Source organism: Variovorax sp. RCC_210 (genome assembly GCF_041355175.1).
Taxonomy (GTDB): domain Bacteria; phylum Pseudomonadota; class Gammaproteobacteria; order Burkholderiales; family Burkholderiaceae_C; genus Variovorax.
Genome location: NZ_JBFUPJ010000003.1, coordinates 582,443 through 608,209 on the forward strand (window position 1 = coordinate 582,443; position 25,767 = coordinate 608,209).

Here is a 25,767-nt window from a genome sequence, read left to right on the forward strand (position 1 = left end):
TGATGTCTCCGTACAGGTAAAGAGCGAAAGAGCGGGAAGGGTCGGAAGGGCGAGGGGCACGCGGTCTCAGGTGCGCCCCGACAGGCGCCAGGCCTGCGTGCGCGCCAGCAGCACGCGCGTGAGCAGCGAATACACGATGCACACGACGGTGGAGGTGACGACGATCAGGCTCGCGAGCGCCGCGGCCGGGCCGATGTCGCCGGCGTCGTCCATGTGCATGATCGCCACCGACGCCAGGATGGTGTCGGGCGTGTACAGGAAGATGGCGCACGACAGGCTGGCCATGGACACCACGAAGAAGTAGCGCCCGATGTCCAGGATGGCGGGCAGGCATACCGGCACCGTCACGCGGAAGAAGGTCTTGACGAAGGGCACCTTCAGCGAGGCCGAGACGGCCTCGAACTCGTTGTCGATCTGCTTGAGCGCCGTCACCGCCGTGAGGTGGCTGGAGGTGTAGTAGTGCACCACCATCGAGATGACCAGGATGGCCATCGTCTGGTACAGGAAGCCCAGCGGGTTGGCCGGGTGGTTGAAGAACATCACGTAGCCCAGGCCGAGCACCAGGCCGGGCACGGCCATCGACAGCACCGCCATCATGTGCATGGTGCGGCGCATCATGCCGAGGTTGCGCGTCTTCTCGATCAGGTAGGCGCCCACGAACACGATGAACGAGCCCGCCACGGCCGTGATGGCCGCCACCGTGAGGCTGTTGAAGTAGGCCGCGGCCATGTCGCTTTCGAGCAGCACGAAGTGGTAGTGCTTGAGCGTGAGCGACAGGTCGTACGGCCACAGCGTGATCACCGAGGTGTACACGGCCATGCCGATGGTGGCCAGCAGCAGCGCGCACACCCCGGCGCAGAACGCCAGCAGCAGTGCGTCGACCACCTTGCGCGGCTTGGGCCTGTAGGGCACCGAGCGCGCGGTGAGCTGCGCCTTGAGCTTGCGGCGCACCACGTAGTCGATGGCGAAGGAAATCACCGAGGGCAGCAGCAGCAGCATGCCGACCACCGCGCCGATGGAAAAGTTGTGCTGCCCCACCACCTGCTTGAACACGTCGACCGACAGCACGTTGAAGTTGCCGCCGATGACCTTGGGCGCGCCGAAGTCGCTCACCACGTAGGTGAAGACCACGGTCGATGCGCTGATGAGCCCGTACTTGCACGACGGCAGCGTGATGGTCATGAACTGGCGCAGCGGCCGGGTGCGCAGCGCGGTGGCGGCCTCGTACAGCCGGCCGTCGGCCAGCGACAGCGCGGTGACCAGGATCATCAGCGCATGCGGAAAGGTGTTGTAGACCTCGGCCAGGATGATGCCCGGCGCGCCGTAGATCGACATGCCGCCCAGCAGGAACTTGAGCGAGCCCTGGTTGCCGAACCACTGGACGAACGAGATGGCCGACAGCAGCGAGGGCGCCAGCAGCGGAATGAGCGCAACCAGCCTGAACGTGGCCTTCAGCCACACGGGCATGCAGCTGCGCGTGAGCGCATAGGCGAACACGAAGGCCGTGGGCACCGCGATGGCCACCACCGCCGCCGAGACCCACACCGAGTTCCAGGCCGCGCGCAGCAGGCTGGGCGTCTGGAAGTAGGTGATGAAGTGGGCCAGGCCGACGAAGCGGCCGTCCTTGTCCTGCACCGCATGCGCCAATATGGTCACCAGCGGCGCGACCAGGAACACGAACAGCATGGCCATCACCGCGAGCAGCACCGCGCGCGCGATGATCTCGTCGCGGCTCCAGCGCATGCCTGTGCGGCGCGAGGCTGCCGGCGGGGCCATGGCGGACGCGCCCGGTCCGTGGGGTGTGTGCGCCAGCGTGTTCATGCGACCGCCTGGGCGGCCGGCGCCGCAAACGCGCGAATGCGGTTGGCCCGCAGCGCGATCTCGATGGTGTTGCCCTCGCGGATGTCGAGGTCGTGCAACTGGTTGAGCGAAAAGTGCAGTCCCAGCGTCTGGCCGTGCAGCGCCTGCGCCGTGACTTCGGCGATGCACAGGCCGCCCAGGAACTCGACCTTGCTCACCAGCACGTTCATGCGGTTGGCGGTGTCCTCGCGCAGGTTCTCGGCCATGCGGTCTTCGGGCCGCAGGTAGAGGTTGACCGCGTCGCCCGGCGTGAAGGCGCCGTCGCAGGCGTCGCACTGCAGCTCCAGGTCGCCGACCTTGAAGCGCTGGCGGCCCAGCGCCACGGCGCGCAGCACGTTGACCTTGCCCACGAAGTCGGCCACGAAGGGCGTGGCCGGCTGCTCGTAGATGTCCAGAGGCGTGCCGACCTGCTCGATCACGCCGTGGTTCATGACCACGATGCGGTCGGCCATCGACAGCGCCTCTTCCTGGTCGTGCGTGACCATGATGGTGGTGATGCCCACCTGCTTCTGCAGCCGGCGGATCTCGCCGCGCAGGCGGATGCGCTCCAGCGCGTCGAGCGCGGACAGCGGCTCGTCCAGCAGCAGCAGGCCGGGGCGGGTGGCCAGCGCGCGCGCCAGTGCCACGCGCTGCTGCTGGCCGCCGGAGAGCTGGCTGGGGTACTTGTGGCCCGAGGTCGGCAGGCCCACCAGCTTCAGCAGCTCGTCCACGCGCGCCTTGATCTCGGCCCTGCGCGCGCGCGAGTTGACCAGCCCGTAGCCCACGTTGTCGGCAATGCTGAGGTTGGGAAACAGCGCGTACGACTGGAACACGATGCCGTAGTCGCGCCGGTCGGGCGGCAGCCACGAGACGTCCTTGCCGTTCTGCAGGATCTGCCCGGCGGTCTGCGTCTCCAGCCCCGCGATGATGCGCAGCAGCGTGGTCTTGCCGCAGCCCGAGGGGCCGAGAAAGCACAGCATTTCTCCCGCGTTCACGCGCAGGTGGATGTCGCGCAGCGCGCTGAAGGTCTCGAAGTCCTTGCGCACGCCCACGATCTCCAGCGCGGCGGCGCGCGCCTCTTCGGCGATGAATTTTCCAGCGGTCATGTCCATGGTTCGCACTCGGTGAGACGAACGCCGCGCGGCGCGGCGTCGCAGGGTTTGAAAAACCGGATCGCCGCTCAGCTCACTTGGGTTCGGCCTTGCCCTCGTAGCGCTTGCTCCATTCCGCGAGGATGCGTTCGCGGTTCTTGGCGGCCCAGTTCAGGTCGTTTTTCGCCAGCATCTTTTCGTAGTTGTCCGGAATGCCTTCGAGCTTCGACGCCACGCCCGGGTAGGCCACCACCGCCCACCAGTTCGCCGTGATCTGGTTGGCCTCCTTGCTGGCCATCCAGTCGGCGAAGCGCCTGGCCTGCTCCATCTTCTTGCTGGTCTTCATGATGCTGGTGGCCTCGATGTCCCAGCCCAGGCCTTCCTTCGGAAAGACCAGGTCCACGGGCGCGCCCGACTTCTTCACCTGGTGCGCGCGGAACTCGAAGGAGATGCCGATGGGGAACTCGCCCGCGCCCGCCTGCTTGCAGGGCTTGGAGCCCGAGTGCACGTACTGGGCCACGTTCTGGTGCAGCGCGTCCATGTACTTCCAGCCCTCGGCCTCGCCCATGTTCTGCAGCCAGTAGGACACGTCGAGGTAGCCGGTGCCGCTGGAGGCGGGGTGGGGCATGGTGATGGTGCCCTTGTAGACGGGCTTGGCCAGGTCCTGCCAGCTCTCGGGCTTGGGCAGGCCCAGCTTCTTGGCCTCCACGCGGTTGAAGCAGATGGTGGCGGCCCACACGTCCATTCCGACCCACGAGGGCGGGCGGGCGCTGTCGGAGTACGCGGGGTTGAGCGCACCGAAGCCCTTGGGCTCGTACGCCTGCAGCATGCCTTCCTGGGCCAGCAGCGCCAGGCTGCTGGCGGCCAGGCCGGCCACCACGTCGGCCTGCGGGTTGGCCTTTTCGGCCAGCAGCTTGGCGGTGACGATGCCGGTGGAGTCGCGCACCCACTTCACCTCGATGTCGGGGTTGGCCTTTTCGAAGCCGTCCTTGTAGAGCTTCATGGCGTCGGTTTCCAGCGCCGTGTAGACCAGCAGCGGCGTGCGCTGGGCCCAGGCCGGCGCCGAGCTCAATGCGGCAACGCCCACGGCGGCAAGGCCGGTGGCAGCGATGCAGAGGGAACTGCGCAGGGCTCGTGTCAGGCGGCGTGCGCTTGAATGGATCGTCATCTCTCACTCCTGGTCGGCTGGCTGTTGGATCCCCGCGAGGGGACTGTTGGCGGGCGCCCGAAATCGCATTCCAGGTTTCGGGTGAGGTCAATGTAGATTGTGAACTGAGGACTGTCAATAAAAGATTGTTGACAGTTTTCAATTCGCGGCCAAAATAGCGGCCATGGCAACGCACAACTCCACCTCCGCCCTGGCCTTCCTTCAATCGAGCTCGCTGCCGATGCTCATGCAGGAAGAAATCGAGCGACTCATCATGAACGGCGAGCTCGCGGTGGGCAGCCGCATCAACGAGAGCGAGCTGTCGCAGCGCTTCAACACCAGCCGCGGGCCCATTCGCGAGGCGCTGCGCGCGCTGGAAGAGGCGGGCCTGGTGCGCAACGAGAAGAACCGGGGCGTGTTCGTGCGCGAGATCTCGTTCGAGGAGGCCGACGAGATCTACGAACTGCGCGAGGCGCTCGAGGAAATCATCGGCCGGCGCGTGGCCGCCAGCATGCAGCCCGACGCGCTGGAGCGCCTGGGCGCCATGATCGAGCCGATGCGCGAAGCCGCGCTGGCGCAGAACCTGGAGCAGTACGCCCAGCTCAACCTGCAGTTCCACGACATCCTGCTGGACACCGCCGGCAGCCGCAAGCTCACCGAGACCTACAAGCGCCTGGTGAAGGAGCTGCACCTGTTTCGCATGCGCGCGCTCGACACCGGCGGCGGCCTGCGCGTGTCGGCCGACGAGCACCGCGAGATCGTCGACGCCATTGCCAGCCGCGACCCCGAGGCGGCCGGCCAGGTGCTGCGCCGGCACGTTGCCGGCAGCCGCGCGCGCATGCACAAGGCCATGGGCCGCACCGATGGCGCAGCAGCTACTGCAGCCACTGCGACCACGCCGGCGCCCGGCTCGCCGCACGCCCCCCAGACCTCACATCCCCCCCGCAGAACAACCTGACCCGCAAGGAGACCCGAGATGACCGTGAAAACGCTGGAAGTCAACGCCCGGAGCTATCGCTGGATGAGCCGACCCGTCGTGGTCGTGTGCGTCGACGGCTGCGAGCCCGCCTACCTGGACGCGGCCATCGCGGCCGGCGTGGCGCCGTACATCGAACGCATGCGCAAGACCGGTGCCGACCTGCTGGCCGACTGCGTGGTGCCTTCGTTCACCAACCCGAACAACCTGTCGATCGTGACGGGGGCGCCGCCCGCGGTGCACGGCATCTGCGGCAACTACTTCTTCGACCGCGAGCTGGGCCAGGAAGTGATGATGAACGACCCGAAGTACCTGCGCGCGGGCACCGTGCTGGCCGCCTTCGCCGACGCGGGCGCCAAGCTCGCGGTCGTCACCGCGAAGGACAAGCTGCGCAAGCTGCTGGGCCATCGCATGAAGGGCATCTGCTTTTCCTCTGAGAAGGCAGACCAGGCCACCGTCGAGGAGAACGGCATCGACGGCGTGGTCGAGATGGTCGGCATGCCGGTGCCTTCGGTGTACAGCGCGGAGCTGTCGGAGTTCGTCTTCGCCGCCGGCGTGAAGCTGATGGCGTCGCGCCGCCCCGACCTGATGTACCTGTCGACCACCGACTACGTGCAGCACAAGGCCGCGCCCGGCAGCCCGGCCGCCAACGCTTTCTACGCCATGATGGACGGCTACCTGTCGCAGCTCGACGCCATGGGCGCCACCATCGTGCTCACGGCCGACCACGGCATGAACGACAAGCACGACGCGCAGGGCGCGCCCAAGGTCATCTACCTGCAGGACGTGCTCGACGGCTGGTACGGCAAGGACGAGGCGCGGGTCATCCTGCCCATCACCGACCCCTACGTGGTGCACCACGGCGCGCTCGGTTCCTTCGCCACCGTGTACGCGCCCGACGAGGCGCGCGTGCCCGGCTGGATCGACCGCATCAAGGGCATCCCCGGCATGGAGCTGGTGCTCTCGCGCAAGGAGGCCGCCGACCGCTTCGAGCTGCCGCCGGACCGCATCGGCGACATCGTGGTGGTCAGCGAGCAAAGCACCGTCATCGGCACCTCGGCCAGCCGGCACGACCTGTCGGCGCTCGAGGTGCCGCTGCGCTCGCACGGCGGCGTGTCGGAGCAGCGCGTGCCGCTGATCTGCAACCGGCCCGTCGCCGGCATTGCGCCCGGCCGCCGGCTGCGCAACTTCGACGCCCTCGACCTCGCCCTGAACCACGCGCAATGACGCGCAGCAGACGCACCCCGGAGCACCCCATGAGCCAAGCCATGTTGAAGCCAGGCACCGTCCACAAGGAAGCGCTGCGCATCGCCGGAGAAAAAATCCATCGCGACCGCACCATCGAAGTCACCTATCCCTACACCGGCGAAGTGATCGCCACGGTGCCCAAGGCCACGCTGGAAGACGTGCGCCTGGCGTACCGCATCGCGCGCGACTACAAGCCCACGCTCACGCGCTACGAGCGCTACAGGATCCTGATGCGCGCGGGCGAGATCATCGCGTCGCGGCTGGACGAGATCTCGCGCGTCATCACGATGGAGTCGGGCCTGTCGCGCAAGGACTCGCTGTACGAAGTGGGCCGCGCGTCGGACGTGCTGCTGTTCGCGGCCAACCAGGCGCTGGTCGACGACGGGCAGGTGTTTTCCTGCGACCTCACGCACCACGGCAAGAGCCGCAAGGTGTACACGCTGCGCGAGCCGCTGCAGGGCGTCATCACCGCCATCACGCCGTTCAACCACCCGCTGAACCAGGTGATCCACAAGGTGGCGCCCTCTGTTGCCACCAACAACCGCATGGTGCTCAAGCCGAGCGAGAAGACGCCGCTGGCGGCCTTTCTGCTGGCCGACATCCTCTATGAAGCGGGCCTGCCGCCGCCCATGCTGTCGGTCGTCACTGGCGACCCGCGCGAGATTGCCGACGAAATGCTCACGCATGCCGACGTCGACCTGGTCACCTTCACCGGCGGCGTGGCCATCGGCAAGTACATCGCGGGCAAGGCGGTGTACAAGCGCCAGATCCTGGAGCTGGGCGGCAACGACCCGATCATCGTGATGGACGACGCCGACATCGAGGAGGCCGCCACGCTCGCGGCCAGCGGTTCGTACAAGAACTCGGGCCAGCGCTGCACCGCCATCAAGCGCATGCTGGTGCAGGAGTCGGTGGCCGACCGTTTCGTCGAACTGCTGGTGGAGAAGACCCGCGCGCTGAAGCACGGCGACCCGATGGACCCGGCCACCGACGTGGGCACCGTCATCGACGAGGCGGCCGCCCGCCATTTCGAGGCCGTGGTCAACGAGGCCATCGCGGCCGGCGCACGCCTGTTGCATGGCAACGTGCGCGACGGCGCCTCGTATTCGCCCACGGTGCTCGACCGCGTCAGCCCCGAGATGACGGTCGCCAAACACGAGACCTTCGGGCCCGTGTCGCCGGTGATCCGCTTCAAGACCATCGAGGACGCCATTCGCATCTCGAACGGCACGGCCTATGGGCTGTCGTCGTCGATCTGCACCAACCGGCTCGACGACATCACGCGCTTCATCCGCGAGCTGAACGTGGGCAGCGTCAACGTGCGCGAAGTGCCGGGCTACCGGCTGGAGCTCACGCCCTTCGGCGGCATCAAGGACTCGGGCCTGGGCTACAAGGAAGGCGTGCTCGAGGCGATGAAGAGCTTCACCAACACCAAGACCTATTCGCTGCCGTGGTAACCGACGCACCGCTTTCCCCATCGCTTTCCGCACCGCTGGACATCCCGGGTATCGTCGCCCTGTTCGAGGCCAGGGGCCACGCGCAGTACGACGGCGAGCCCGTCACGCAGCTGGAACACGCGCTGCAGTCCGCGCACCTGGCGGAGCAGGCCGGCGCGAGCAGCGCGCTCATCACCGCCAGCCTGCTGCACGACCTGGGCCACCTGCTGCACGACATGGGCGGCACGCCCACGCAGCAGGGCACCGACGACCTGCACCAGTACCGCAGCCGCGCCGTGCTGAAGCACCTTTTCGGCCCGGCCACGCTGGACCCGATTCGCCTGCACGTGGACGCCAAGCGCTACCTGTGCGCCCGCGAGCCGGGCTACCTGCAGGCGCTGTCCGCGGACTCGCAGCGCAGCCTGGTGCTGCAGGGCGGCGTGTTCGACGACGCGCAGGCGCTGCGGTTCGAAGCCCTGCCGCATGCGCTGGACGCCGTGCGCCTGCGCCGCTGGGACGACAGCGCCAAATGCGCCGACGCGAAGACGCCCGACCTGGCGCACTACGCGCGGCACATGGTGGCGGCGTCGCAGCAGGCCGCCATGGAGCGCGCGTGAGCGGCACCGGCATGGATGTGCCGCTGCCGGTGCCCGTGCCAATGAATTCGCCGGCGCTGTCGCGCCGCCCGGCCACCCCGCACGACATTCCCTTCCTGCTCGCCTTGCGGCAACGAACCATGAACGGCCACCTGGTCGCCTCCGGCGCGGAGATCGACGACGCGCACCACAAGGCGCGGCTGATGCACCGCTTCGAGTGCGCCGAAGTGCTGCTGCACGAGGGCGCGCCGGTCGGCCTGCTCAAGGTGTCGCGCGACGCGCTGGAATGGGTGGTCATCCAGATCCAGCTGGTGCCCGCGTGGCAGGGCCGCGGCATCGGCGCGGCCCTGCTGGCCGAGGTGGCCGGGCAGGCCACCCGCGCCGGTGCCGACCTCACGCTCAGCGTGCTGAAGGCGAACCCGGCCAGGGCGCTCTACGAACGCCTCGGGTTCTTCATCGAGCGCGAGAACGGTTTTTCTTACGAGATGCGGCGCAAGCCCTGACAACGCTGGAGAGCACGCGACATGCGCCCCTTCTGGATCGAACAGGCTCTCTTCAACGACGGCGACCTCGCACCCGCGCTGCAGGGCGCGCAGCGCGCCGACGTGTGCATCGTGGGCGGCGGCTTCACCGGGCTGTGGACCGCCATCCAGGCGAAGCAGCGCAACCCGGCGCTCGACATCGCCATTCTCGAAAGCGACCTGTGCGGCTCGGGCGCGAGCGGGCGCAACGGCGGCTGCCTGCTGACCTGGTCGGCCAAGTTCTTCACGCTGCGCCGGCTGTTCGGCGAGGCCGAGGCCATCCGCCTGGTGAAGGCCTCGGAGGCCGCCGTGCAGCACATCGCCGACTTCTGCCGCACGCACGGCATCGACGCCGAGCTGCGGCAGGACGGCACGCTCTACACCGCCACCTCGCAAGCGCAGGTCGGCACGCTGGACCCGGTGATGAAGGGGCTGGAAGACTGCGGCATCCATTCGTACCGCACCCTGCCGCCCGACGAGGTGGCGCGCCGCTCGGGCTCCGCGCGCAACCTGGCGGGCGTGTACTCGCCCATTGCCGCGACGGTGCACCCGGGCAAGCTGGTGCGCGGCCTGCGGCGCGTGGCACTGCGCATGGGCGTGCGCATCTACGAGCGCAGCCCGATGACCGACTTCAGCGCGGGCCACCCGACCGTGGTGCGCACGCCGGGCGGCACGCTGGAGGCACCGAAGCTGGTGCTGGCGATGAACGCGTGGATGGCCGGCGCGCTGCCGCAGTTCGAGCGCAGCATCGCCATCGTGTCCAGCGACATGGTCATCACCGAGAAGTGCCCCGAGCTGCTGCGCGCCACCGGCCTGACCGACGGCGTGTCGGTGCTCGACTCGCGCACCTTCGTGTACTACTACCGCACCACCGCCGACGGCCGGCTGATGCTGGGCAAGGGCGGCAACACCTTCGCCTGGGGCGGGCGCATCGCGCCGGTGTTCGACCAGCGCTCGCCGTACGAGGCCGACCTGAAGCGCGCGCTGGACGACTTCTTTCCCTCGCTGCGCCACGTGCCCGTGACCGCGAGCTGGAACGGCCCCTCGGACCGCTCGGTGACCGGCTTTCCGTTCTTCGGCAAGCTCGACGGCGCGCCGCACATCTACTACGGCTTCGGCTATTCGGGCAACGGCGTGGGCCCGACGTATATGGGCGGACAGATCCTGTCGTCGCTGCTGCTGGACGAGGACAACGCATGGACGCGCAGCCCGCTGCTGCAGGGGCCGCTGGGTTTGTTTCCGCCGGAGCCGATCCGCTACATCGGCTCCATCGTCGTGCGCGACGCCATCCGCCGCAAGGAGGCGGCGGAAGACCGCGACACGCGGCCTTGGATGGTCGACCGGCTGTTGAGCAAGTTCGCCAACGCGGCGGGAAAGGCGGACAAGGCGGATAAGGCCTGAACGACCGTGCGATGTAGACCAGCTTGTCGTTTTTTGCGCCAGGAGCGCGCGTCATGTCGTGGAGGATCGTGCAACAAACGCGGACTCTCAGGTCTTCGCGCACAAGGCCCCGGCAAATAGCATTTGCGTCATCACATTCTGGAGAGACGCAATGAGCAACACGAATCAAGGCAAGGTCGTTCTCGTCACCGGCGCGAGCAGCGGCATCGGCGAGGCCGTGACGCGCGCGCTGGCCGCGGCGGGGCACCGCGTGGTGATCGGCGCGCGGCGCACCGAGCGCCTGCAGGCATTGACGCTCGAGCTGCGCGAGCAGGGCCTGCGCGTGAGCGCCCGCGCGCTGGACGTCACGCGCCTCGAAGACATGCAGCAGTTCGTCGCCTTCGCGGAGGCCACGTACGGGCCGGTCGACGTGATCGTCAACAACGCGGGGGTCATGCCGCTGTCGCCGCTGAACGCGCTCAAGGTCGACGAGTGGAACCGCATGATCGACGTCAACGTGCGCGGCGTGCTGCATGGCATCGCGGCCGTGCTGCCGGGCGTGGAGGCGCGCGGAAAGGGCCAGGTCGTCAATGTCTCTTCCATCGGCGGCCACGCGGTCTCGCCGACCGCGGCGGTGTACTGCGCCACCAAGTACGCGGTGCGCGCCATCTCCGACGGGCTGCGCCAGGAAACGGACCGCATCCGCGTCACGGTCATCAGCCCCGGCGTGGTCGAGTCGGAGCTGGCGGACTCCATCACCGACGACAGCGCGCGCGACGCGATGAAGGCGTTCCGGCGCATCGCGATCCAGCCAGAGGCGATTGCGCGCGCCGTGGCGTACGCGATCGACCAGCCGGACGACGTGGACGTGAGCGAGGTGATCGTGCGGCCTACCGCCAGCCCTTACTGAGGGACTTGAGGGACTGAGGGCGGGCTCGTCGACGGTCAGTGCGCGTCGAGCTGCAGCTGCTTCAGGTCGTCCAGCATGCGCGGGCCGCCCGGTTCCCAGCCGAGTTGCTTGCGCGTCTGCGTGCTCGATGCCGTCATGTCGTGGGCCGCGAACATCGCGAGCCAGCCGAAGGTGGCGGCTGCGTCTTCGGCGGCGATGGAGCGCGTCGGCAGGTCGAGCCGGCGGCCCAGCGTTTCGGCGATGTCGCGAAACGACACGCCCGTTTCCGCTACCGCGTGGTACTTCGCGCCCGGCTCGGCCCGCTCCAGCGCGAGCCGGTACAGGCGGGCCACGTCCGAGATGTGCGCGGCGGGCCAGCTGACGCTGCCGTCTCCGATGTACGTGCACGCGCCCTTGTCGCGGTAGACATCGATCACGTAGGTGATGAGGCCCTGGCGGCGCGTGTCGTGCACCTGCGGCAGGCGCACGACGGACACGTTGATGCCGTCCGCCGCCAGTGCCGCGGCCGCTTCTTCGGACGCCGCGCGCGGGTTCGTCTGCGAGCCGACGGTCGCGCCGTCTTCGGTCGCCGGCTGGCCCGGCGCGGTGTTGGCGATGGCCGTGCCGGAGGTGACGAGCAAGGGGCGCTTCGAGCCCGCGAGCGCCGCGCCGAGCGTGGCGATCACGCGGCGGTCGTCCTCGCAGTTCGCCGCGAACTTCGAGAAGTCGTGGTTGAACGCGAGGTGGATGACGCCGTCCGAACGGGCCGCGCCCTGCGTGAGGATGTCCGCGTCCTCGATCGATCCGAGCAGCACCTCGGCCCCGGCGGCGGCCAGGTCGGCGGCCTTCTCCTGCGAGCGGCAGAGGCCGAGCACGCCGTGCCCCGCCGCAATCAATTCCTTCACCACCGCCGAGCCGATGAAGCCGGTGGCGCCTGTGACAAATACCTGCATGGAACAGTCTCCAAAAACGTCGAAGGAAGCACTGTCTGCGCTGCGCTCATCCCGGTAAAGTAGTGAGCTCATCATGGTATGAAAGCTAACAGGATGGACAAGCGCGTGGTGCCCCCGCCCGAAAGCGCGCTCGGCGCGTACCTGAAAGACAGGCGAACCAAGCTGGACCCGGCGGCGCTGGGTTTCTCGGTGCAGCGCCGCCGCACGCCCGGCCTGCGGCGCGAAGAAGTGGCGCAGCGCGCCCACATCAGCCCCACCTGGTACACGTGGCTGGAGCAGGGGCGCGGCGGCGCGCCGTCGGCGGAAGTGCTCGGGCGCATCGCGCATGCGCTGATGCTCACGGACTTCGAGCGCGAGCACCTCTTTTTGCTGGGCCTGGGCCGTCCGCCCGACGTGCGCTACCAGCAGCGCGAAGGCGTCACGCCGCGGCTGCAGCGCGTGCTCGACGCGCTGGACCCGAGCCCGGCCATCATCCGCACCGCCTGCTGGGACGTGGTCGCGTGGAACCGCGCGGCCACCGTGATGCTGCTGGACTACGGCTCGCTGCCGCCGGAGCGCCGCAACATCCTGCGCTACATCTTTCTCGACCCGAGGCCGCGCGCCGAGCAGCTCGACTGGGAGAGCGTCGCGCGCTTCGTGCTCGGCGCGTTCAGGGTGGATGCGGCGCGCGCCGGCGCGGCGGCGGCGGTGCAGCCGCTGGTCGATGAGCTGAGCCACCTCAGCCCCGAGTTCAAGGCCATGTGGGCCGACAACGAGATCCGCGGCGCGCATGGGGAGGCGGTCAAGCACATCACGCATCCGACGCTCGGGCCGCTGGCCTTCGAGTACTCGGCCTTCGCGGTGGACGGGCGCACGGACCTCAGCATGGTGGTCTACAACCCGGCGACGCCGGAGGATGCGAAGAAGATCAGCGGGCGGGTCGAGTCGGCAGAGGGGTAGGCATAGGCGGCCGAAGACCTGCGCCGGTGCACAGCGTGGGCTCGGCTCTATCGGGAGCGCGCGGGTTCCCCCGCGAGCAGCGGCCGCAGCATCCACAGCCCGACCGCCGGTCCCAGCGCCAGGCCCGGCAACAAGACTTCCAGCGGCATCACCCGCGTGCCGCGCACGAACAGCTCGATGCTCAGCACCGTGATGCCGAAGCCGATGCAGTTGGCGAAAGTCAGCACGCTGCCCACCAGCTGGGGCGGCGCATTGCGCGCGCTGAGGGCGGAGAACTGCGGCGAATCGCCGGCCACCGTGATGCCCCACACCAGCAGCCACGCCGTGAACACCGGCAGCGGCGCGTGCAGCAGCCAGGGCGCCGCCAGCGCGCAGGCGCCGCTCATGGCCAGCTGGGTGCGGGCGACGCGCGCGCTGCCCATGCGCCGCGCCAGCAGGCCGCCGCCGACGCAGCCGAGCACCCCGCTCGCGATGACCCAGAACGCCGTCGCGCTCACCGCCGGTGCCGCCACGCGGCTCGCGAGGATGAACGGCACCAGCACGTAGAAGGTGTAGAGCTCCCACATGTGGCCGAAGTAGCCGAAGACCGAGGCGCGCAAGCGGCGGTCGCTCCAGATGGCGACCAGCCCGCGGGCGCTGATCTTTTGCCGTGCGACAACGCCGTGGGGCGCGTCGGGGAGCAGCAGCGCGGTCGCCAGCCCGCCGGCAATGGCCAGCAGCGACACGCCGAGCAGCACGCCTTGCCACGACAACAGCGAAGGCGCGCCTTCGCCCCAGCCGGCCGCGCGCAGGCCATAGGGCAGCGCCGTGCCGAGCACCAGCGCGCCGACCAGCAGGCCCAGTGCCGCACCCAGGCCTTCGCGGTACCAGCTCGCCGCGATGCGCATGCCGACCGGGTAGACGCCCGCCAGCAGGAAGCCCACCGCGAAGCGCGAGGCGAGCAAGGCCGCCCAGGCACCGGTGGGGAGAAAGGCCGCCGCCGCATTCGCTACGGCACCGGCCACGGCGCACACGAGGAACAGGCGCGTGGGCCTGTAGCGGTCGGCGATGGTGAGCAGCGCGAACACCAGCGTGCCCATGACGAAGCCGAGCTGCACCACCGACGTGAGCGTGCTGACCGCGGACGGCGCCAGCCCCCAGGCCGCCTGCAGGTCGGGCATGACGGCATTGGTGGCGAACCACAGCGAGGTGCCGGCGAACTGCGAGAACACGATCACCGGGAGCACGCGCGCGGGAACGGAGGGGTTCACGGTGGTCCAGGCCTTTCCGGGATGGCGCATGGGCAGCCGGTCTTCGAGCCGCGCAAAAAAGTTTGCACGGACACTAGACGACCGGTCTATTTCATCATTAGAATTGCGCCATGGTTAAGACGATCACTCCCGAATCCACCAGCGCCCGCGACAACATCCTTGCGGCGGGCCAGCGAATGATGGCGGCCAAAGGGTTCACGGCCGTCGGCCTGAATGAAATCCTGACGTCTTCGGGCGTTCCGAAGGGCTCGTTCTATCACTACTTCAGCTCGAAGGAAGCCTACGGCGAAGCCTTGCTGGACAGCTATTTCGACGAGTACCTGGCCGAAATCGACAGGACGCTCGCCAAGCCCGGCCAGACCATGGCGCAGCGCGTGATGAACTACTTCGCCGACTGGCGCGACACGCAGTCGTTCATGGATTGCCAAGGCAAATGCCTGGCCGTGAAGCTGGGCGCGGAGGTCGCTGACCTGTCCGAAGCCATGCGCCTCGCGCTGAAGAAGGGCACCGCCGGCATCACCAGCCGGTTGGCCAGGGCGCTCGAAGCCGGCATCGCGGAAAAGTCGCTCTCCATCCACGGCTCGCCCGAAGAGACCGCGCAAAGCCTTTACCAGCTGTGGCTGGGCGCCAGCGTGATGGTCAAGATCGTGCGAGACCGCGAACCCTTCGAAGCCGCCTTGAAAACCACGCGTCAAATTCTTCACCTGACCCACTGAACGGGGCAGGTCTGGATGCACTTCGAACCGAGGTGCTTTTTTCAGGCCGGATTACTAGTAGACCGGTCTAATGTTTTGCTTATCAACTTTTTCTGGAGAAACGACATGAAGATTCTGATGGTCCTGACCTCGCACGACGAACTCGGCAACACCGGCCGCAAGACCGGCTTCTGGCTCGAAGAGCTTGCTGCCCCTTACTACGCCTTCAAGGCGGCCGGCGCGGAAATCGTGCTGGCTTCGCCCAACGGCGGCCAGCCGCCCTTGGACCCCAAGAGCAACGAGCCTTCGTTCCAGACCGACCTGACGCGGCGCTTCGAAGCCGACGCAGAAGCCACCGCGCAACTCGCCAGCACCGTGCGTCTGGACAGCGTTTCGCAGGCCGACTTCGACACGGTCTTCTATCCGGGCGGCCATGGCCCGCTGTGGGACCTGGCGGAAGACAAGCACTCCATCGCGCTGATCGAATCGTTCATCGCTGCCGGCAAGTACGTGGCCCTCGTGTGCCATGCGCCGGGTGTGCTGCGCCATGTGAAGCGCGCCGACGGCAAGCCGCTCGTCGAAGGCAAGAACGTGACCGGGTTCACCAACACCGAGGAAGAGGCTGTGGGCCTGACGAAGGTCGTGCCCTTCCTGGTCGAAGACGAACTCAAGGCGAAGGGCGGCCTGTATTCCAAGGGTGCCGACTGGTCCTCGTATGTCGTCGCGGACGGCCTGCTCATCACCGGTCAGAACCCTGGCTCCTCGGCCGAGGCTGCCCGGTTGCTGCTGGAGCAAGGTCGCAGGCTGAGGCCCGCGCTCCTTGCCACTTTTCCTGAGTTCCCTACTTCAACCCACACCGACATCCACCGGAGCTTTCCCATGACCATTCGCAACGCGCTTTCATCCGTCGCACTCGCTTCCGCAGCCTTGCTCGGCGGCAATGCGGTCGCAGCCGACCTCCCTTCGGTCGTTCTCGTGCACGGCGCCTTCGCCGACGGCTCCGACTGGGCCAAGGTGATTCCGCTGCTGCAGGCCAAGGGCATCCACGTGACCGCCGTGCAGAACGGTCTCGAGTCGCTCGCCGGCGATGTCGCGGCCACGCGCCGCGCCATCGACAACCAGAAGGGCAAGGTGGTGCTGGTCGGCCACTCGTGGGCCGGCACCGTGATCACCGAGGCAGGCGACAACGACAAGGTGGCCGGGCTGGTCTACGTGGCGGCCTTCGCGCCGGACGCGGGCCAGTCGTCCGCCGAACTGGGCAAGGACTACCCGCCGTCGCCGGGCGCCAAGCGGCTAGTGGCCGACGCCAAGGGCTGGCTCACGCTGCCGCCCCAGGCCGTCGCCGAAGACTTCGCGCCGGACGTGCCGCGCGCGCAGGCCGCGGTCATGGCCGTGACGCAAGGTCCGCTGCAGGCCAAGGCCCTCGAAGACAAGACGACCGTGGCCGCGTGGAAGACGCGCCCCTCGTGGTTCATCGTGAGCGCCAACGACCGCATCATCTCGCCCGACCTGGAGCGCGCCATGGCCAGGAAGATCGGCGCGACCACGACGACATTGCCGACGAGCCACGTGCCGCAACAGTCGCGCCCCAAGGATGTCGCGGCCGTGATCATCGCGGCGGTCAACGCCAGCGCGAAGTGACATCTCGGCAGAGGGCGGCGGAGATCGGCGCCGGTGCCTCGGCGCTGATCCCGCGAGCCATCGACTGAAGCCAACCCAGACCAACGAACGAGCTCGACGCCATGTCTTCCACCACGACCCACACCCTCGCGCCGGCACCGTTCGGCTGGCGCACGACGCCCCAGCAAACAGCGAGCGCCGTGACCGCAACGCCAACCCCTTCGGCCATGACGCTCGCCGCCGCCATCGCGTGCATCGTGCTGGTGGCCATGGACTTGCGCCCCGGCATCGTTTCCATCGGGCCGATGCTCGAGCAGATCCGCGGCGAGTTCGGAATCTCGAACACGCAGGCCTCCTTGCTGACCGTGATTCCGAACGTGCTCATGGGGCTGCTGGCATTGCCTACCCCGTGGCTGGCGCGCCGTTTCGGGCGCGACCGCGTGGTCCTGGCCGCGCTGGCGGTGCTGGGCGTTGCCACGCTGCTCAGGGCCTTCGTGGGAACGACGGCCCTGCTGCTCGTCACCACGGCCGGCGTGGGCGCGGGCATCGCCGTCGCCGGCGCGTTGATCTCGGGTTTCGTTAAGGCCCGGTTCCCGCGGCACGTGTCCCTGCTGATGGGCCTGTACGCCATGTCGCTCGGGCTGGGCAGCACCCTTGCCGCGGCCATCACCGGTCCGCTGGCAGCGCATGGCGGCGGCTGGCGCCTGGGCACCGGGTTCTGGGCATTGCCGGGCCTGACCGCCATTGCCGCGTGGCTGTACGTGGCCCGCTCGGAACGCCGGCTGCCTGCGCAACCCGTTGCGCTTGCAGATGCCGCTCATGCGCATCCGGCGCGTTCATCGAAGGCGTGGCTGGTGGCCTTCTACTTCGCGACCAACAACTTCCTGTTCTTCGGCTTGCTCTCCTGGCTCGCGCCGATGTACCGGGAGTTCGGCGCCACGCACACCACCACGGTGCTGGCGCTCGCGAGTTTCACGACGACCTTCATGCTGGCCAATCCGCTGCCTGCGCTGCTCGGCAAGTCCGACGACCGCAGAGGGGTCATCGGCCTGTTCGCGGGCATCGCACTGGTGGGACTGTGCGCGATGGCCGTTGCGCCCAACCTCGCGCCGCTGGTCACCATTCCCCTGATCGCCGGCGGCATCGGTGGCTCCTTCGCCCTGGGCATGACCCTGCCGCTGGACCACACGTCGAGCGCCGACGAAGCCAATTCGTGGACATCGTTCGTGCTGTTCATCGGTTACCTGCTGGGTGCGTTGGGGCCGCTCACGCTCGGGCTGCTGCGCGACCTGACGGGGAGCTTTCATGTGGCCGTCTGGGCGCTGGTGGCCGCGGGCACGTTGATGTTTTTACTGGCGCCTTTCCTGGCGCCGAACAGGCCGCGGCCTGCGTGAACGGGTGCGCCTGCACCGCATGCACTGTTCGCTCGCCCCGTTCGATATCTCACATGACCGGAACGCGCCCCTCGCGCGCCGCCTTGCGCAGCCCGTGCGGCGTGATGCCGAAGTGCCGCTTGAACGCGGTGCTGAAATTGGCCGCGTGGCCGTAGCCGACTTCCAGCGCCACCTCGGTGATGCTCATGCGCCCGGCCTCCAGCAGCGAGCGCGCCCGCGCGAGCCGGGCCTGGGCGACGTACGCGAACAGCGCCAGCCCGAAGGCCTGGCGAAAGCGTCGTGCCAGGCGGCTCTCGCTGAGGCCGAAGCGCCGCGCCAGCGCGCGCATGTCGAAGGGCTGGTCGAGGTTCGCGTCGATGTAGTGCTTGACCGGCGCCAGTCCTTCCCGTGCATGGATCGCTTCCCGCGCCTGAAGCGTCTGCGTCTCGGCTCCATAAGGCGCATCACGGTCGCCCAGCCGGCTCGTCAGAAAACCGTGCAGCAACTCGAAGGCCTTGCCCTCCGCATACAGGCCGCGAAACGCGTCGTCGCGCGCATCGTCGAGCAGGGCGGCGGCAATGTCGTGCTGGGCCGGCGCCAGCGGAAAGCGCAGCAGCTCGAAGTGCGCGGGCGTTGACTGCACGAAGGCGCCGAACGGTCCGTGCAAATGCTGCTGCGCGGCCAGCCCCAGCTCTTCGACCAGGAAGCTGCGCGAGCAGCACAGCGTGACCGAGCGCTCGTGCACTTCGCTGGCAAACACCTCTTCCTTGGTGGAGCCGGGCGGTTGCAGCAGCGTGCTGACGCTCATGGCATGCACCGTCTGCGTGGCGCGGGCGTCGGGCTGGCCGCCCTGGCTCTCGCCTTCGAGCCTGAAGTGCAGCTTGATGAAATCGCCGCTGCGATAGACCTCGCGGCTGTGCTCCACATGCCTCACATGGCCGATGGCAAGGTAGAAGCCCGGGCGAAACGAAAGGAACTCGCGCCGTCCCTGCGCCGCCCGCCCCGTGGGCGTGACCGTGAGGCCCTGCGTGCGCCCCCAGCTGCGCGCCGATTCGAGCGCGTAGGCGGAAGGCAGGCTGAACGGCATGTCCATGTGCGGAGTCCTCGGTCCTGGTTGACGAGGGTCGCAAGCATACGCCCGCACTTCAGGTCGTGTGCGGCCTGCGCGAGAGAAAACGCAGCGCCCGTTCGATGACCTGGCGCGACTGGTCGACAAGGCTTTGCTGCCAGGCCGCATCGGCCGGATAGAAGAATTCGAGCAGTTCGCGCCGCACCGCGGACAACCGCGCGCGGCCCGCGCCCGAGGCCCATTCGCGCTGGTCGCGCACCAGCAGCTCCAGCATGCGCTGCGGCCGGCCGGTGCCGAACTCCAGCACCGCGGCCGTCACCCGCGCGTGGGCCAGCGTGCGCTCGTAGCCCGGCGTGGTGTGGCCGGTGACGGGCGCGAAGTCTTCGGGCGCGTCGCTTTCGTGCACGGCCACCACCCAGGGGCCGAACGCCTCGCGCATGCGCACCAGGTCCGCGCCTTGCTGCAGCGCGACGATGGAGCCGTAGCTGTAGGGGCCCAGGCCGGTGTGGTAATCGACCAGGCACACCTCGCCGGCCCCGGCCGCGTGCTTGCGCAGCACCGCCTCGATGGTCTTGCGCGACCACGTCGGCGCCTGTCCGCCGAAACCCATGCCGTGCGGCACCGTGTACTGGCCGGCCATCAGCGCGTTGTAGAGCGCGTCGTTGCCGCGTGCGTGCGCAAAGTCCGCCAGCATCGCGTCGCCGCGCGCAGCGGCGTCGGCATCGTCGGGATCGAGGTCGATGGCCGCATGCAGCGCCGCGTAGGCCGGCGAGGGCGGCAGCACCGAATGGTCGATGAAGTTGCGGCACAGGTCGACGTTGTCTTCCGTATAGCGCCGCAGCCACGACGCGCCCCACGGGTTGATGGCGTGCACCAGCACCACGGCGGTGTCGCGCGGCAGCGCGTCGGCGGCGTGCGTCAGCAGCCAGTCGACCTGGCAGCCCGCGCCAGCGAACAGCTCCACGCCGTGCACGCCCGAAGTCAGCACCAGCAGGCGCGCGGCGTCGTCCGGGCCGATGCGCACCACGTCGGTCGCCAGCGTTTCGCCGTGCGCGCCGGCCAGCGGATGCACGTGGGTTTGCGGGGCCAGCCCGCGCAGCGTGCAGGCGGCCAGGAACTTGGCGCGCGCCGTGGCGAAGTCGGCGCTGAACAGGGTGTCGGGGTGCATCGTCGTCAGTCGATCTGAAAGCCGGACTCGCGAATGATCGGCTGCCACAGCGCCAGTTCGCTGCGCACCGCGTCATGCAGCTGCTGCGGCGTGCTGGGCGCGGTATCGAAGCCGGCGGTGGTCAGGTTGGCCGTCGTGGCCGGCAAGGCGGCCACCTCGATGACGGCCGCGTTGATGCGATCGATGAAGGCCTGCGGCGTGCCCGGTGGCGCGAACAGGCCGACCCAGCTCGAGCTGCCGAGCGACTTGTAGCCGAGCTCGCCGAAGGTCGGCACCTCGGGCACGGAGGCGCTGCGCCGCGGCCCGGTCACGGCAAGGATGCGGATCTTGCCCGTCTTGTGCGACGCGACGAAGCCGCCCAGCGCGTCGATGCCGGCCGGCACCTGGTTGCCGATCAGGTCGGCCAGCAGTGGCGCGCCGCCCTTGTACGGCACCGGCAGCAGCTCGACGCCTTCCTGCTTGCCGACCACGTAGCCCACGAAATGCGGCGAGCTGCCCGCGGCCGGAATGCCGAAGCTGCGCGCCTGCGGATGCGCCTTCGCCAGCGCGATGTATTCCTTCACGCTGCGCGCCGGCTGCTCGGCGCTCACGGCCAGCGCGACTTCGAAGGTGGCGAGCCGCGCCACCGGCGCGAAGTCTTTCACCGGGTCGTAGCGCACCGTGCGCGAGGTCAGCGGCAGGGTCGAGAACATGTGGCTGTTGCCCAGCAGCAGCGCGCTGCCGTCGGGCCGCAGCGCGCGAAACTGGTCGGCCGCGAGCTGGCCGCCCGCCCCGGGCTTGTTGTCCACGATGACATTGATGCCCAGGCGCTTCTGCAGCCCCTCTGCGTAGATGCGCGCCACCGCGTCGGCCGTGCCGCCGGCCGGGTAGCCGACCACCAGCCGTATCGTGCGCGGCAGTTCCGGCGCGGCGGCCTGCGCGCCGGCAAGGCGCGGCAGCAGGGCACCGGCGAGCGCACCGGCGGGCAACAGGGACAGGAGGGCGCGTCGCTTCATCGGGGGGAGCTCCAAGGGGAAAAAACAAAAGAGAGGCGGGCGCCTGCGCGGCGCACGCTTGCTCGCGGCCTGCGCGTGCTCAGGCCGCGAGCAAGCGTTCGCCGCGCGCCAGTTGCTGCGCGAAGGTGTCGGCGTCGATGTTGGCGCCGCACACGATGAGCCCGGTGCGCGCGCCGCGCAGTTCTTCGCGCAGCGGCCCCAGTAGCGCGGCCAGCGCGGTGGCGCCCGCGGGCTCGACGGCCAGCTTGGCGTCGCGGAACATGACCGCCATCGCGCGGCAGATCTCGTCGTCGCTCACCGTCACGATGCGTTCCATGTGGCGACGGCACAGTCCGTAGGCCATGGGCAGCGTCATGGGCGGCGCCAGGCTGTCGGCGATGGTCGACAGCTTGTCCATGCGCTGCGGCGAGCCAGCCTCGAAGCTGCGGCGCATCACGTCGGCGCCCTCGGGCTCGACACCGATCACGCGGCACGACGGCAGCATCTTGCGAATGGCCGTGGCCACCCCGCTGGCCAGCCCGCCGCCGCCCACCGCGACCAGCACCACGTCGAGCGCGGGTGCCTGCTCGGCGAACTCGAGGCCCAGCGTGGCGGTGCCCAGCGACACGGCCTCGCCCTCGAACGGATGGATGAAGCTGCGCTGCTCGTCGCGCACCAGCGCCTCGGCCATGGCGAAGCCGGTGGCGCCGTCGGGCGCGACCAGCAGCTCGGCGCCGTACGAGCGCGCCAGCGCCGCACGCGCCGGATTGGCCGACGCCTGGATCACGATCTTCGCGTTCACGCCCGCTTCGCGCGCCGCGAAGGCGGCGGCCACCGCGTGGTTGCCGGCGCTCACGGCCGTGATGCCGAGCGCCTTCTGCGCGGGCGTGAGGCGACGCACCGAGTTCAGCGCGCCGCGCGCCTTGAAGGTGCCGGTGCGCTGGAACAGCTCCAGCTTCATGACGACATCGGCGCGGCCGATGAGGCGCTCGACCGTGGCGCCATGCAGCGGCGCGACGGGCGTGCGCAGCAGCGCATCGGCGTTCGCGCGGGCGGTGTCGCGGATGGCGTCGAGGTCGAGGTCGGGGAGTGCGTGGAGTGCGGCAGAGGTGGTCATGGCATCAGTCCTTGGGGGAGGCTGCGTTGCGAGCGATGGCTTCGATCTCGACCAGCGCGCCCGGCATCATCAGGTCGGCGCGCACCGTGGAGCGCGCCGGGGCCGGGGCTTGCGTGGCGGCGAAGACTGCGGCGTAGCTCTCGTTGAATTCGGGAAAGTCGGCGACCTGGCCGAGCCACACCGTGGTCTTGACGACGTCCGCCAGGGCCAGTCCTTCGGCTTGCAGGATGCCGTCGATGCGCGCCAGGCAACGCCGTGTCTGCTCGCCGACGGTGTCGCCCGCGATGCGCAAGTGGTCGTCGAACGCCATCTGGCCGCTGACGAACACCCAGTCGCCCTCGCGGCGGGCGGATGAGAAATATGGAGCCAGCGGGCGTGGCGCGCTGTCGGCGAAGGCGGGCGTGTCGGCAAGAGGCATGGGTGCCAGTCTAGGGAAGGGGCTGGAAAAAATCCTTTGCGCGGCGCTCGGATTTCTTTGCGCGCGGGGCAGAAGTGGCGCCTTTTGCGCGAAGCAGTGAGCATGTCCGCTGCGCCTTGAAACGCCCTGTGCGGCGCGACCAATGCGCGGGCCGCGCTGGAGTCGTTCTCACCCTTCGCGCGGCGCGACCTCGGCGACGGGTACCGCGGCGTGGTGTCGCGGCCGCTGGGGATTCATGTGGCGCTTCGCTTGTTGAGCCTCGGAATCGCGCGGGGAAAGGCGGAGGAGGACGAGGGTTGAGCAGCTGGTGGGCCCTCCGGGCTGCAACACCGCATCCTGAATCCCCCAATCCCCTCAATCCCCCGCATCCCCCACCCCCTTGCGCAGCTTCAGCGCCACATCGAAAAACGAAGCCAGCACCCGGCTCTCGCGCCGTATCTGCAGGCAGTACAGGTAGGTCTGCGTCACCGCAGGGTCGCCCTCGATGCGCACGGTGCGCAGGCGCTCGTCGGGAATGAACTCGGCCTCCGACACGGCGCCAATGCCGATGCCGCGCGCGGCGGCCTCGCGGATCGCCTCGCGGCTGCCGATTTCCATCGCGAGCCTGGGGCGCACGCCGGCACGCGCAAAGGCCTCGTCGAGCGCGCGCCGCGTGCTGGAGCCGCTTTCTCGCTGCAGCATCGGCTGGCCGTGCAGCTCCTCGAGCCGAATCTCTCCGCGCGTGGCGAACGGGTGGTCGCGGTGCACGAAGAGGATGAGCGCGTGCCGCGCATACGGCGTGGCGCTGAAGCCGGGCGCCTCGTGGAAGCGCGCCAGCACGCCGATGTCGACCGCGTAGGTTTCCAGGTCCTTGAACACGGACGATGAATTGCCCATGCGGATGGACACGTCCAGCCGCGGGTAGCGCTTGCGGTAGGCGTCGACCATCTCGATCACGTGGAAGGGCCCCACGGCGCCCAGCCTGAGCTCGCCCGACTGCAGGTCGCCGCTGTCGTGCAGCAGGTTGTACGAGTCCAGCTCCAGCGCCGCGATCTGCCGCGCGATGGGCAGCAGCCGCTCGCCCACGCTGGTGAGCTCGATGCGGTGCCCCTGGCGGTGGAACAGCACCACGTTGTGCTGGCGCTCCAGCGCCTGGACCTGGGTGGTGAGCGTGGGCTGGCTCAGCCCCACGGCGCGCGCGGCGGCGCTGAAGCTGCCGTGCTCGGCAACGGAGAGGAAGGCGCGGAGTTTGGCGGCTGACATCCATAGATTGTTTGAATGGATGTGTGACAAATCCGTGATCGTTTTGATATGTGGCTGTCACATGCGGTTCTTAGCCTTGCGGTATTCGCCCAGCCCACTCACTCAAAACCCCTCACACACACACCGCCATGGCTTCCCTCTTTCAACTCCGCCGAGGCCTGATGGCCCTGACCCTCGCATCCGTGGCAGCCGCCACCGCCTTGCCGGCCATGGCCGCCGAGCCCGCCAAGGCCGGCAAGCCCTTGACCATCGGCCTGATTCCCGCTGAAGACTCGCAGGCCATGATCGAAAGCAGCCGCCTGGTGCTCGACAGCCTGCAGCAGCAGCTGGGCATGCCGGTGAAGCCCTTCGTGGCGACCGACTACAACGGTGTGATCGAGGCGCTGCGCTCCAAGAAGCTCGACGTGGCCTACCTGGGCCCGTTCTCGTACGTGCTGGCCAACCAGGTCGCCGATGTCGAGGCCTTCGCCGTGGCCGTCACGAAGAAGACCGGCCAGAGCTCGTACAAGAGCGTGATCATCGCCCGCAAGGAAAGCGGCATCGCCAAGGCCGCCGACCTGAAGGGCCACACCTTCGCCTTCGTCGACCCGACCTCGGCCTCGGGCCACCTGTTTCCGAAGGCGGGCTTGCTGCAGGCCGGCTACGACCCCGAGACCTTCTTCGGCCGTGTGATCTTCTCGGGCTCGCACGACGCCAGCATCCTGGCCGTGGCCAACAAGAAGGTCGATGCCGCCGCCGTGGCCGACCGCATTTTGGCGAGCGCCATCGCCAAGGGCCAGGTGAAGGCCGACGAGCTGGAAATCGTCTGGTCGTCCAACCCCATTCCCGAATCGCCCATGGTGTGGCGCAAGGACCTCGACCCGGCATTGAAGGCGAAGATCGCCCAGGCCCTGGCCAACGTGAAAGACCTGCCGTGGGGCGACCAGGGCGTGCTGAACGGCTTCCAGCCCACCAACGACGCGGCCTACAACGTGGTGCGCGACACGGCCAAGGCGCTCAAGCTCGACCTGCGGAGCATGAAGTGATCCGGATCCGGCAGCTCACCAAGCGCTATGGCGACAACGTCGTGCTGCGCGGCGTGGACTTCGACGCGGCGCCCGGCGAGTTCGTGGTGGTGCTGGGCGAATCGGGGGCCGGCAAGTCGACCCTGCTGCGCTGCGTGAACCGCCTGGCCGTGGCCGACGGCGGCGAGCTGAACGTCGACGGCATGGATGCCGTGCACTGCGCCGACACCCGCGCGCTGCGCCAGCGCGTGGCCATGATCTTCCAGCACCACAACGTGGTGCCACGGCTGAGCGCGCTGAAGAACGTGCTGACCGGGCGCCTGGGCGCGGTGTCGACGCTGGCGTCGGTGCTGCACTTCTTCAGCCGCGAAGACATCGCGCTGGCACACGAGTGCCTGGCCCGCGTGGGCCTGGCGCACAAGGCGCACGAGCGCACCGACTCGCTGTCGGGCGGCCAGATGCAGCGGGTGGGCATCGCGCGCGCGCTGGCGCAAAAGCCGCGCCTCATCCTGGCGGACGAGCCGGTGGCGAGCCTCGACCCGCAAACCTCGCGCAAGGTGCTGCAGTACCTGCACGACGCGTCGCGCGAGCTGGGCATCACCGTGTTGTGCAACCTGCACCAGGTCGACTACGCGCGCGAGTTCGCGGACCGCATCGTCGGCCTCGCGCAGGGCCGCGTGGTGTTCGACGGCGCGCCGCAGGCCATGGGGCCCGAGGACATCGACCGCATCTACACGCCGCAGCCCGCGGCCGACCGCAAGGACGCGGCCGGCCCGGCCGCGCGGCTCGCGCCGCTGGTGGCGGGCGCGCACCGCTGAACAA

The 25,767-nt window shown here is 68.8% G+C and carries 24 protein-coding genes and 1 pseudogene; 14 read left to right on the plus strand and 11 right to left on the minus strand.

The annotated features are described in order from the left end of the window. Nucleotides 1–66: 66 nt before the first annotated feature. The 3 genes from AB6807_RS14705 to AB6807_RS14715 all read right to left on the minus strand — a co-directional run bounded on the left by AB6807_RS14705 (nt 67) and on the right by AB6807_RS14715 (nt 4,098). Complete coding sequence (locus AB6807_RS14705; protein ID WP_371085150.1) at nt 67–1,821, minus strand: putative 2-aminoethylphosphonate ABC transporter permease subunit; 1,755 nt, start codon at nt 1,819–1,821, stop codon at nt 67–69. Beyond that, nucleotides 1,818–2,951 carry a putative 2-aminoethylphosphonate ABC transporter ATP-binding protein gene (locus AB6807_RS14710; protein WP_116911243.1) on the minus strand — a complete coding sequence of 378 codons (1,134 nt, stop codon included), beginning with the start codon at nt 2,949–2,951 and terminating at the stop codon, nt 1,818–1,820. The genes AB6807_RS14705 and AB6807_RS14710 overlap by 4 nt, the downstream gene beginning before the upstream one ends. Before the next feature lie 73 nt (nt 2,952–3,024). Then, nucleotides 3,025–4,098, minus strand: a complete 1,074-nt coding sequence (locus tag AB6807_RS14715; protein WP_371085151.1) for a putative 2-aminoethylphosphonate ABC transporter substrate-binding protein — start codon at nt 4,096–4,098, stop codon at nt 3,025–3,027. Nucleotides 4,099–4,261: 163 nt separating this feature from the next. Here AB6807_RS14715 and AB6807_RS14720 point away from each other — a divergent pair, with 163 nt between their 5' ends. From AB6807_RS14720 to AB6807_RS14750, 7 genes are all read left to right on the plus strand, one after another. Then, entirely contained in the window at nt 4,262–5,035 is a 774-nt protein-coding gene (locus AB6807_RS14720; protein WP_371085152.1) for a phosphonate utilization associated transcriptional regulator, read from the plus strand. An 18-nt stretch (nt 5,036–5,053) separates the two neighbouring features. Continuing rightward, the gene (gene phnA, locus AB6807_RS14725; protein ID WP_371085153.1) at nt 5,054–6,280 is read left to right on the plus strand and encodes a phosphonoacetate hydrolase; all 1,227 of its coding nucleotides are present in this window, start codon (nt 5,054–5,056) and stop codon (nt 6,278–6,280) included. A 29-nt stretch (nt 6,281–6,309) separates the two neighbouring features. Beyond that, nucleotides 6,310–7,758, plus strand: a complete 1,449-nt coding sequence (phnY, locus tag AB6807_RS14730) for a phosphonoacetaldehyde dehydrogenase (RefSeq protein ID WP_371085154.1) — start codon at nt 6,310–6,312, stop codon at nt 7,756–7,758. After that, nucleotides 7,752–8,354 (plus strand): phosphonate degradation HD-domain oxygenase, encoded by a 603-nt coding sequence (locus AB6807_RS14735; RefSeq protein WP_371085155.1) that lies wholly within the window; start codon nt 7,752–7,754, stop codon nt 8,352–8,354. The genes phnY and AB6807_RS14735 overlap by 7 nt, the downstream gene beginning before the upstream one ends. Beyond that, nucleotides 8,351–8,836: an N-acetyltransferase family protein gene (locus AB6807_RS14740; RefSeq protein WP_371085156.1), complete on the plus strand. Its 486-nt coding sequence runs from the start codon at nt 8,351–8,353 to the stop codon at nt 8,834–8,836. Before AB6807_RS14735 ends, AB6807_RS14740 begins: the two co-directional genes overlap by 4 nt. A 21-nt stretch (nt 8,837–8,857) precedes the next feature. Continuing rightward, complete coding sequence (locus AB6807_RS14745; RefSeq protein WP_371085157.1) at nt 8,858–10,255, plus strand: FAD-dependent oxidoreductase; 1,398 nt, start codon at nt 8,858–8,860, stop codon at nt 10,253–10,255. A 151-nt stretch (nt 10,256–10,406) separates the two neighbouring features. Continuing rightward, nucleotides 10,407–11,144, plus strand: coding sequence for an SDR family oxidoreductase (locus AB6807_RS14750; RefSeq protein WP_371085158.1), 738 nt, complete (start codon nt 10,407–10,409; stop codon nt 11,142–11,144). A 35-nt stretch (nt 11,145–11,179) separates the two neighbouring features. Here the strand turns inward: AB6807_RS14750 and AB6807_RS14755 are convergent, their stop codons facing one another. Then, nucleotides 11,180–12,076, minus strand: a complete 897-nt coding sequence (locus tag AB6807_RS14755; RefSeq protein WP_371085159.1) for an SDR family oxidoreductase — start codon at nt 12,074–12,076, stop codon at nt 11,180–11,182. A gap of 93 nt (nt 12,077–12,169) precedes the next feature. Between AB6807_RS14755 and AB6807_RS14760 the strand changes: the two genes are divergently transcribed. Then, nucleotides 12,170–13,015, plus strand: coding sequence for a helix-turn-helix transcriptional regulator (locus AB6807_RS14760; RefSeq protein ID WP_371085160.1), 846 nt, complete (start codon nt 12,170–12,172; stop codon nt 13,013–13,015). A 47-nt stretch (nt 13,016–13,062) separates the two neighbouring features. Here AB6807_RS14760 and AB6807_RS14765 read toward each other — a convergent pair whose 3' ends face one another. After that, on the minus strand, nt 13,063–14,295 hold the full coding sequence (locus AB6807_RS14765) for an MFS transporter (RefSeq protein ID WP_371085161.1): 1,233 nt from the start codon (nt 14,293–14,295) through the stop codon (nt 13,063–13,065). A gap of 80 nt (nt 14,296–14,375) precedes the next feature. Between AB6807_RS14765 and AB6807_RS14770 the strand changes: the two genes are divergently transcribed. From AB6807_RS14770 to AB6807_RS14785, 4 genes and pseudogenes are all read left to right on the plus strand, one after another. After that, entirely contained in the window at nt 14,376–14,981 is a 606-nt protein-coding gene (locus AB6807_RS14770; protein ID WP_371085162.1) for a TetR/AcrR family transcriptional regulator, read from the plus strand. 105 nt (nt 14,982–15,086) lie between these two features. Next, nucleotides 15,087–15,755, plus strand: a pseudogene (locus AB6807_RS14775) (type 1 glutamine amidotransferase domain-containing protein); the annotation flags it as partial. Between the two features lie 84 nt (nt 15,756–15,839). Continuing rightward, complete coding sequence (locus AB6807_RS14780) at nt 15,840–16,601, plus strand: alpha/beta fold hydrolase (RefSeq protein WP_371085190.1); 762 nt, start codon at nt 15,840–15,842, stop codon at nt 16,599–16,601. Between the two features lie 101 nt (nt 16,602–16,702). Then, nucleotides 16,703–17,974, plus strand: coding sequence for a CynX/NimT family MFS transporter (locus tag AB6807_RS14785; RefSeq protein ID WP_371085163.1), 1,272 nt, complete (start codon nt 16,703–16,705; stop codon nt 17,972–17,974). Nucleotides 17,975–18,023: 49 nt separating this feature from the next. Here AB6807_RS14785 and AB6807_RS14790 read toward each other — a convergent pair whose 3' ends face one another. From AB6807_RS14790 to AB6807_RS14815, 6 genes are all read right to left on the minus strand, one after another. Continuing rightward, a complete protein-coding gene (locus AB6807_RS14790) occupies nt 18,024–19,046 on the minus strand; it encodes a helix-turn-helix domain-containing protein (RefSeq protein ID WP_371085164.1) in 1,023 nt (340 codons plus the stop codon). A gap of 52 nt (nt 19,047–19,098) precedes the next feature. Further along, on the minus strand, nt 19,099–20,190 hold the full coding sequence (locus AB6807_RS14795; protein WP_371085165.1) for a DUF2817 domain-containing protein: 1,092 nt from the start codon (nt 20,188–20,190) through the stop codon (nt 19,099–19,101). A 5-nt stretch (nt 20,191–20,195) separates the two neighbouring features. Next, nucleotides 20,196–21,185, minus strand: a complete 990-nt coding sequence (locus AB6807_RS14800) for a tripartite tricarboxylate transporter substrate-binding protein (RefSeq protein WP_116911224.1) — start codon at nt 21,183–21,185, stop codon at nt 20,196–20,198. 79 nt (nt 21,186–21,264) lie between these two features. Beyond that, nucleotides 21,265–22,281, minus strand: coding sequence for a pyridoxal-phosphate dependent enzyme (locus AB6807_RS14805; protein ID WP_371085166.1), 1,017 nt, complete (start codon nt 22,279–22,281; stop codon nt 21,265–21,267). Between the two features lie 4 nt (nt 22,282–22,285). Then, nucleotides 22,286–22,699 carry a RidA family protein gene (locus AB6807_RS14810; RefSeq protein WP_371085167.1) on the minus strand — a complete coding sequence of 138 codons (414 nt, stop codon included), beginning with the start codon at nt 22,697–22,699 and terminating at the stop codon, nt 22,286–22,288. 354 nt (nt 22,700–23,053) lie between these two features. Beyond that, nucleotides 23,054–23,941 carry a LysR substrate-binding domain-containing protein gene (locus AB6807_RS14815; RefSeq protein WP_116911210.1) on the minus strand — a complete coding sequence of 296 codons (888 nt, stop codon included), beginning with the start codon at nt 23,939–23,941 and terminating at the stop codon, nt 23,054–23,056. A gap of 161 nt (nt 23,942–24,102) precedes the next feature. Here AB6807_RS14815 and phnD point away from each other — a divergent pair, with 161 nt between their 5' ends. Continuing rightward, nucleotides 24,103–24,966 carry a phosphonate ABC transporter substrate-binding protein gene (gene phnD / locus AB6807_RS14820; protein ID WP_371085168.1) on the plus strand — a complete coding sequence of 288 codons (864 nt, stop codon included), beginning with the start codon at nt 24,103–24,105 and terminating at the stop codon, nt 24,964–24,966. Then, nucleotides 24,963–25,763, plus strand: coding sequence for a phosphonate ABC transporter ATP-binding protein (gene phnC, locus AB6807_RS14825; protein ID WP_371085169.1), 801 nt, complete (start codon nt 24,963–24,965; stop codon nt 25,761–25,763). Before phnD ends, phnC begins: the two co-directional genes overlap by 4 nt. The last annotated feature ends 4 nt before the right edge of the window (nt 25,764–25,767 follow it).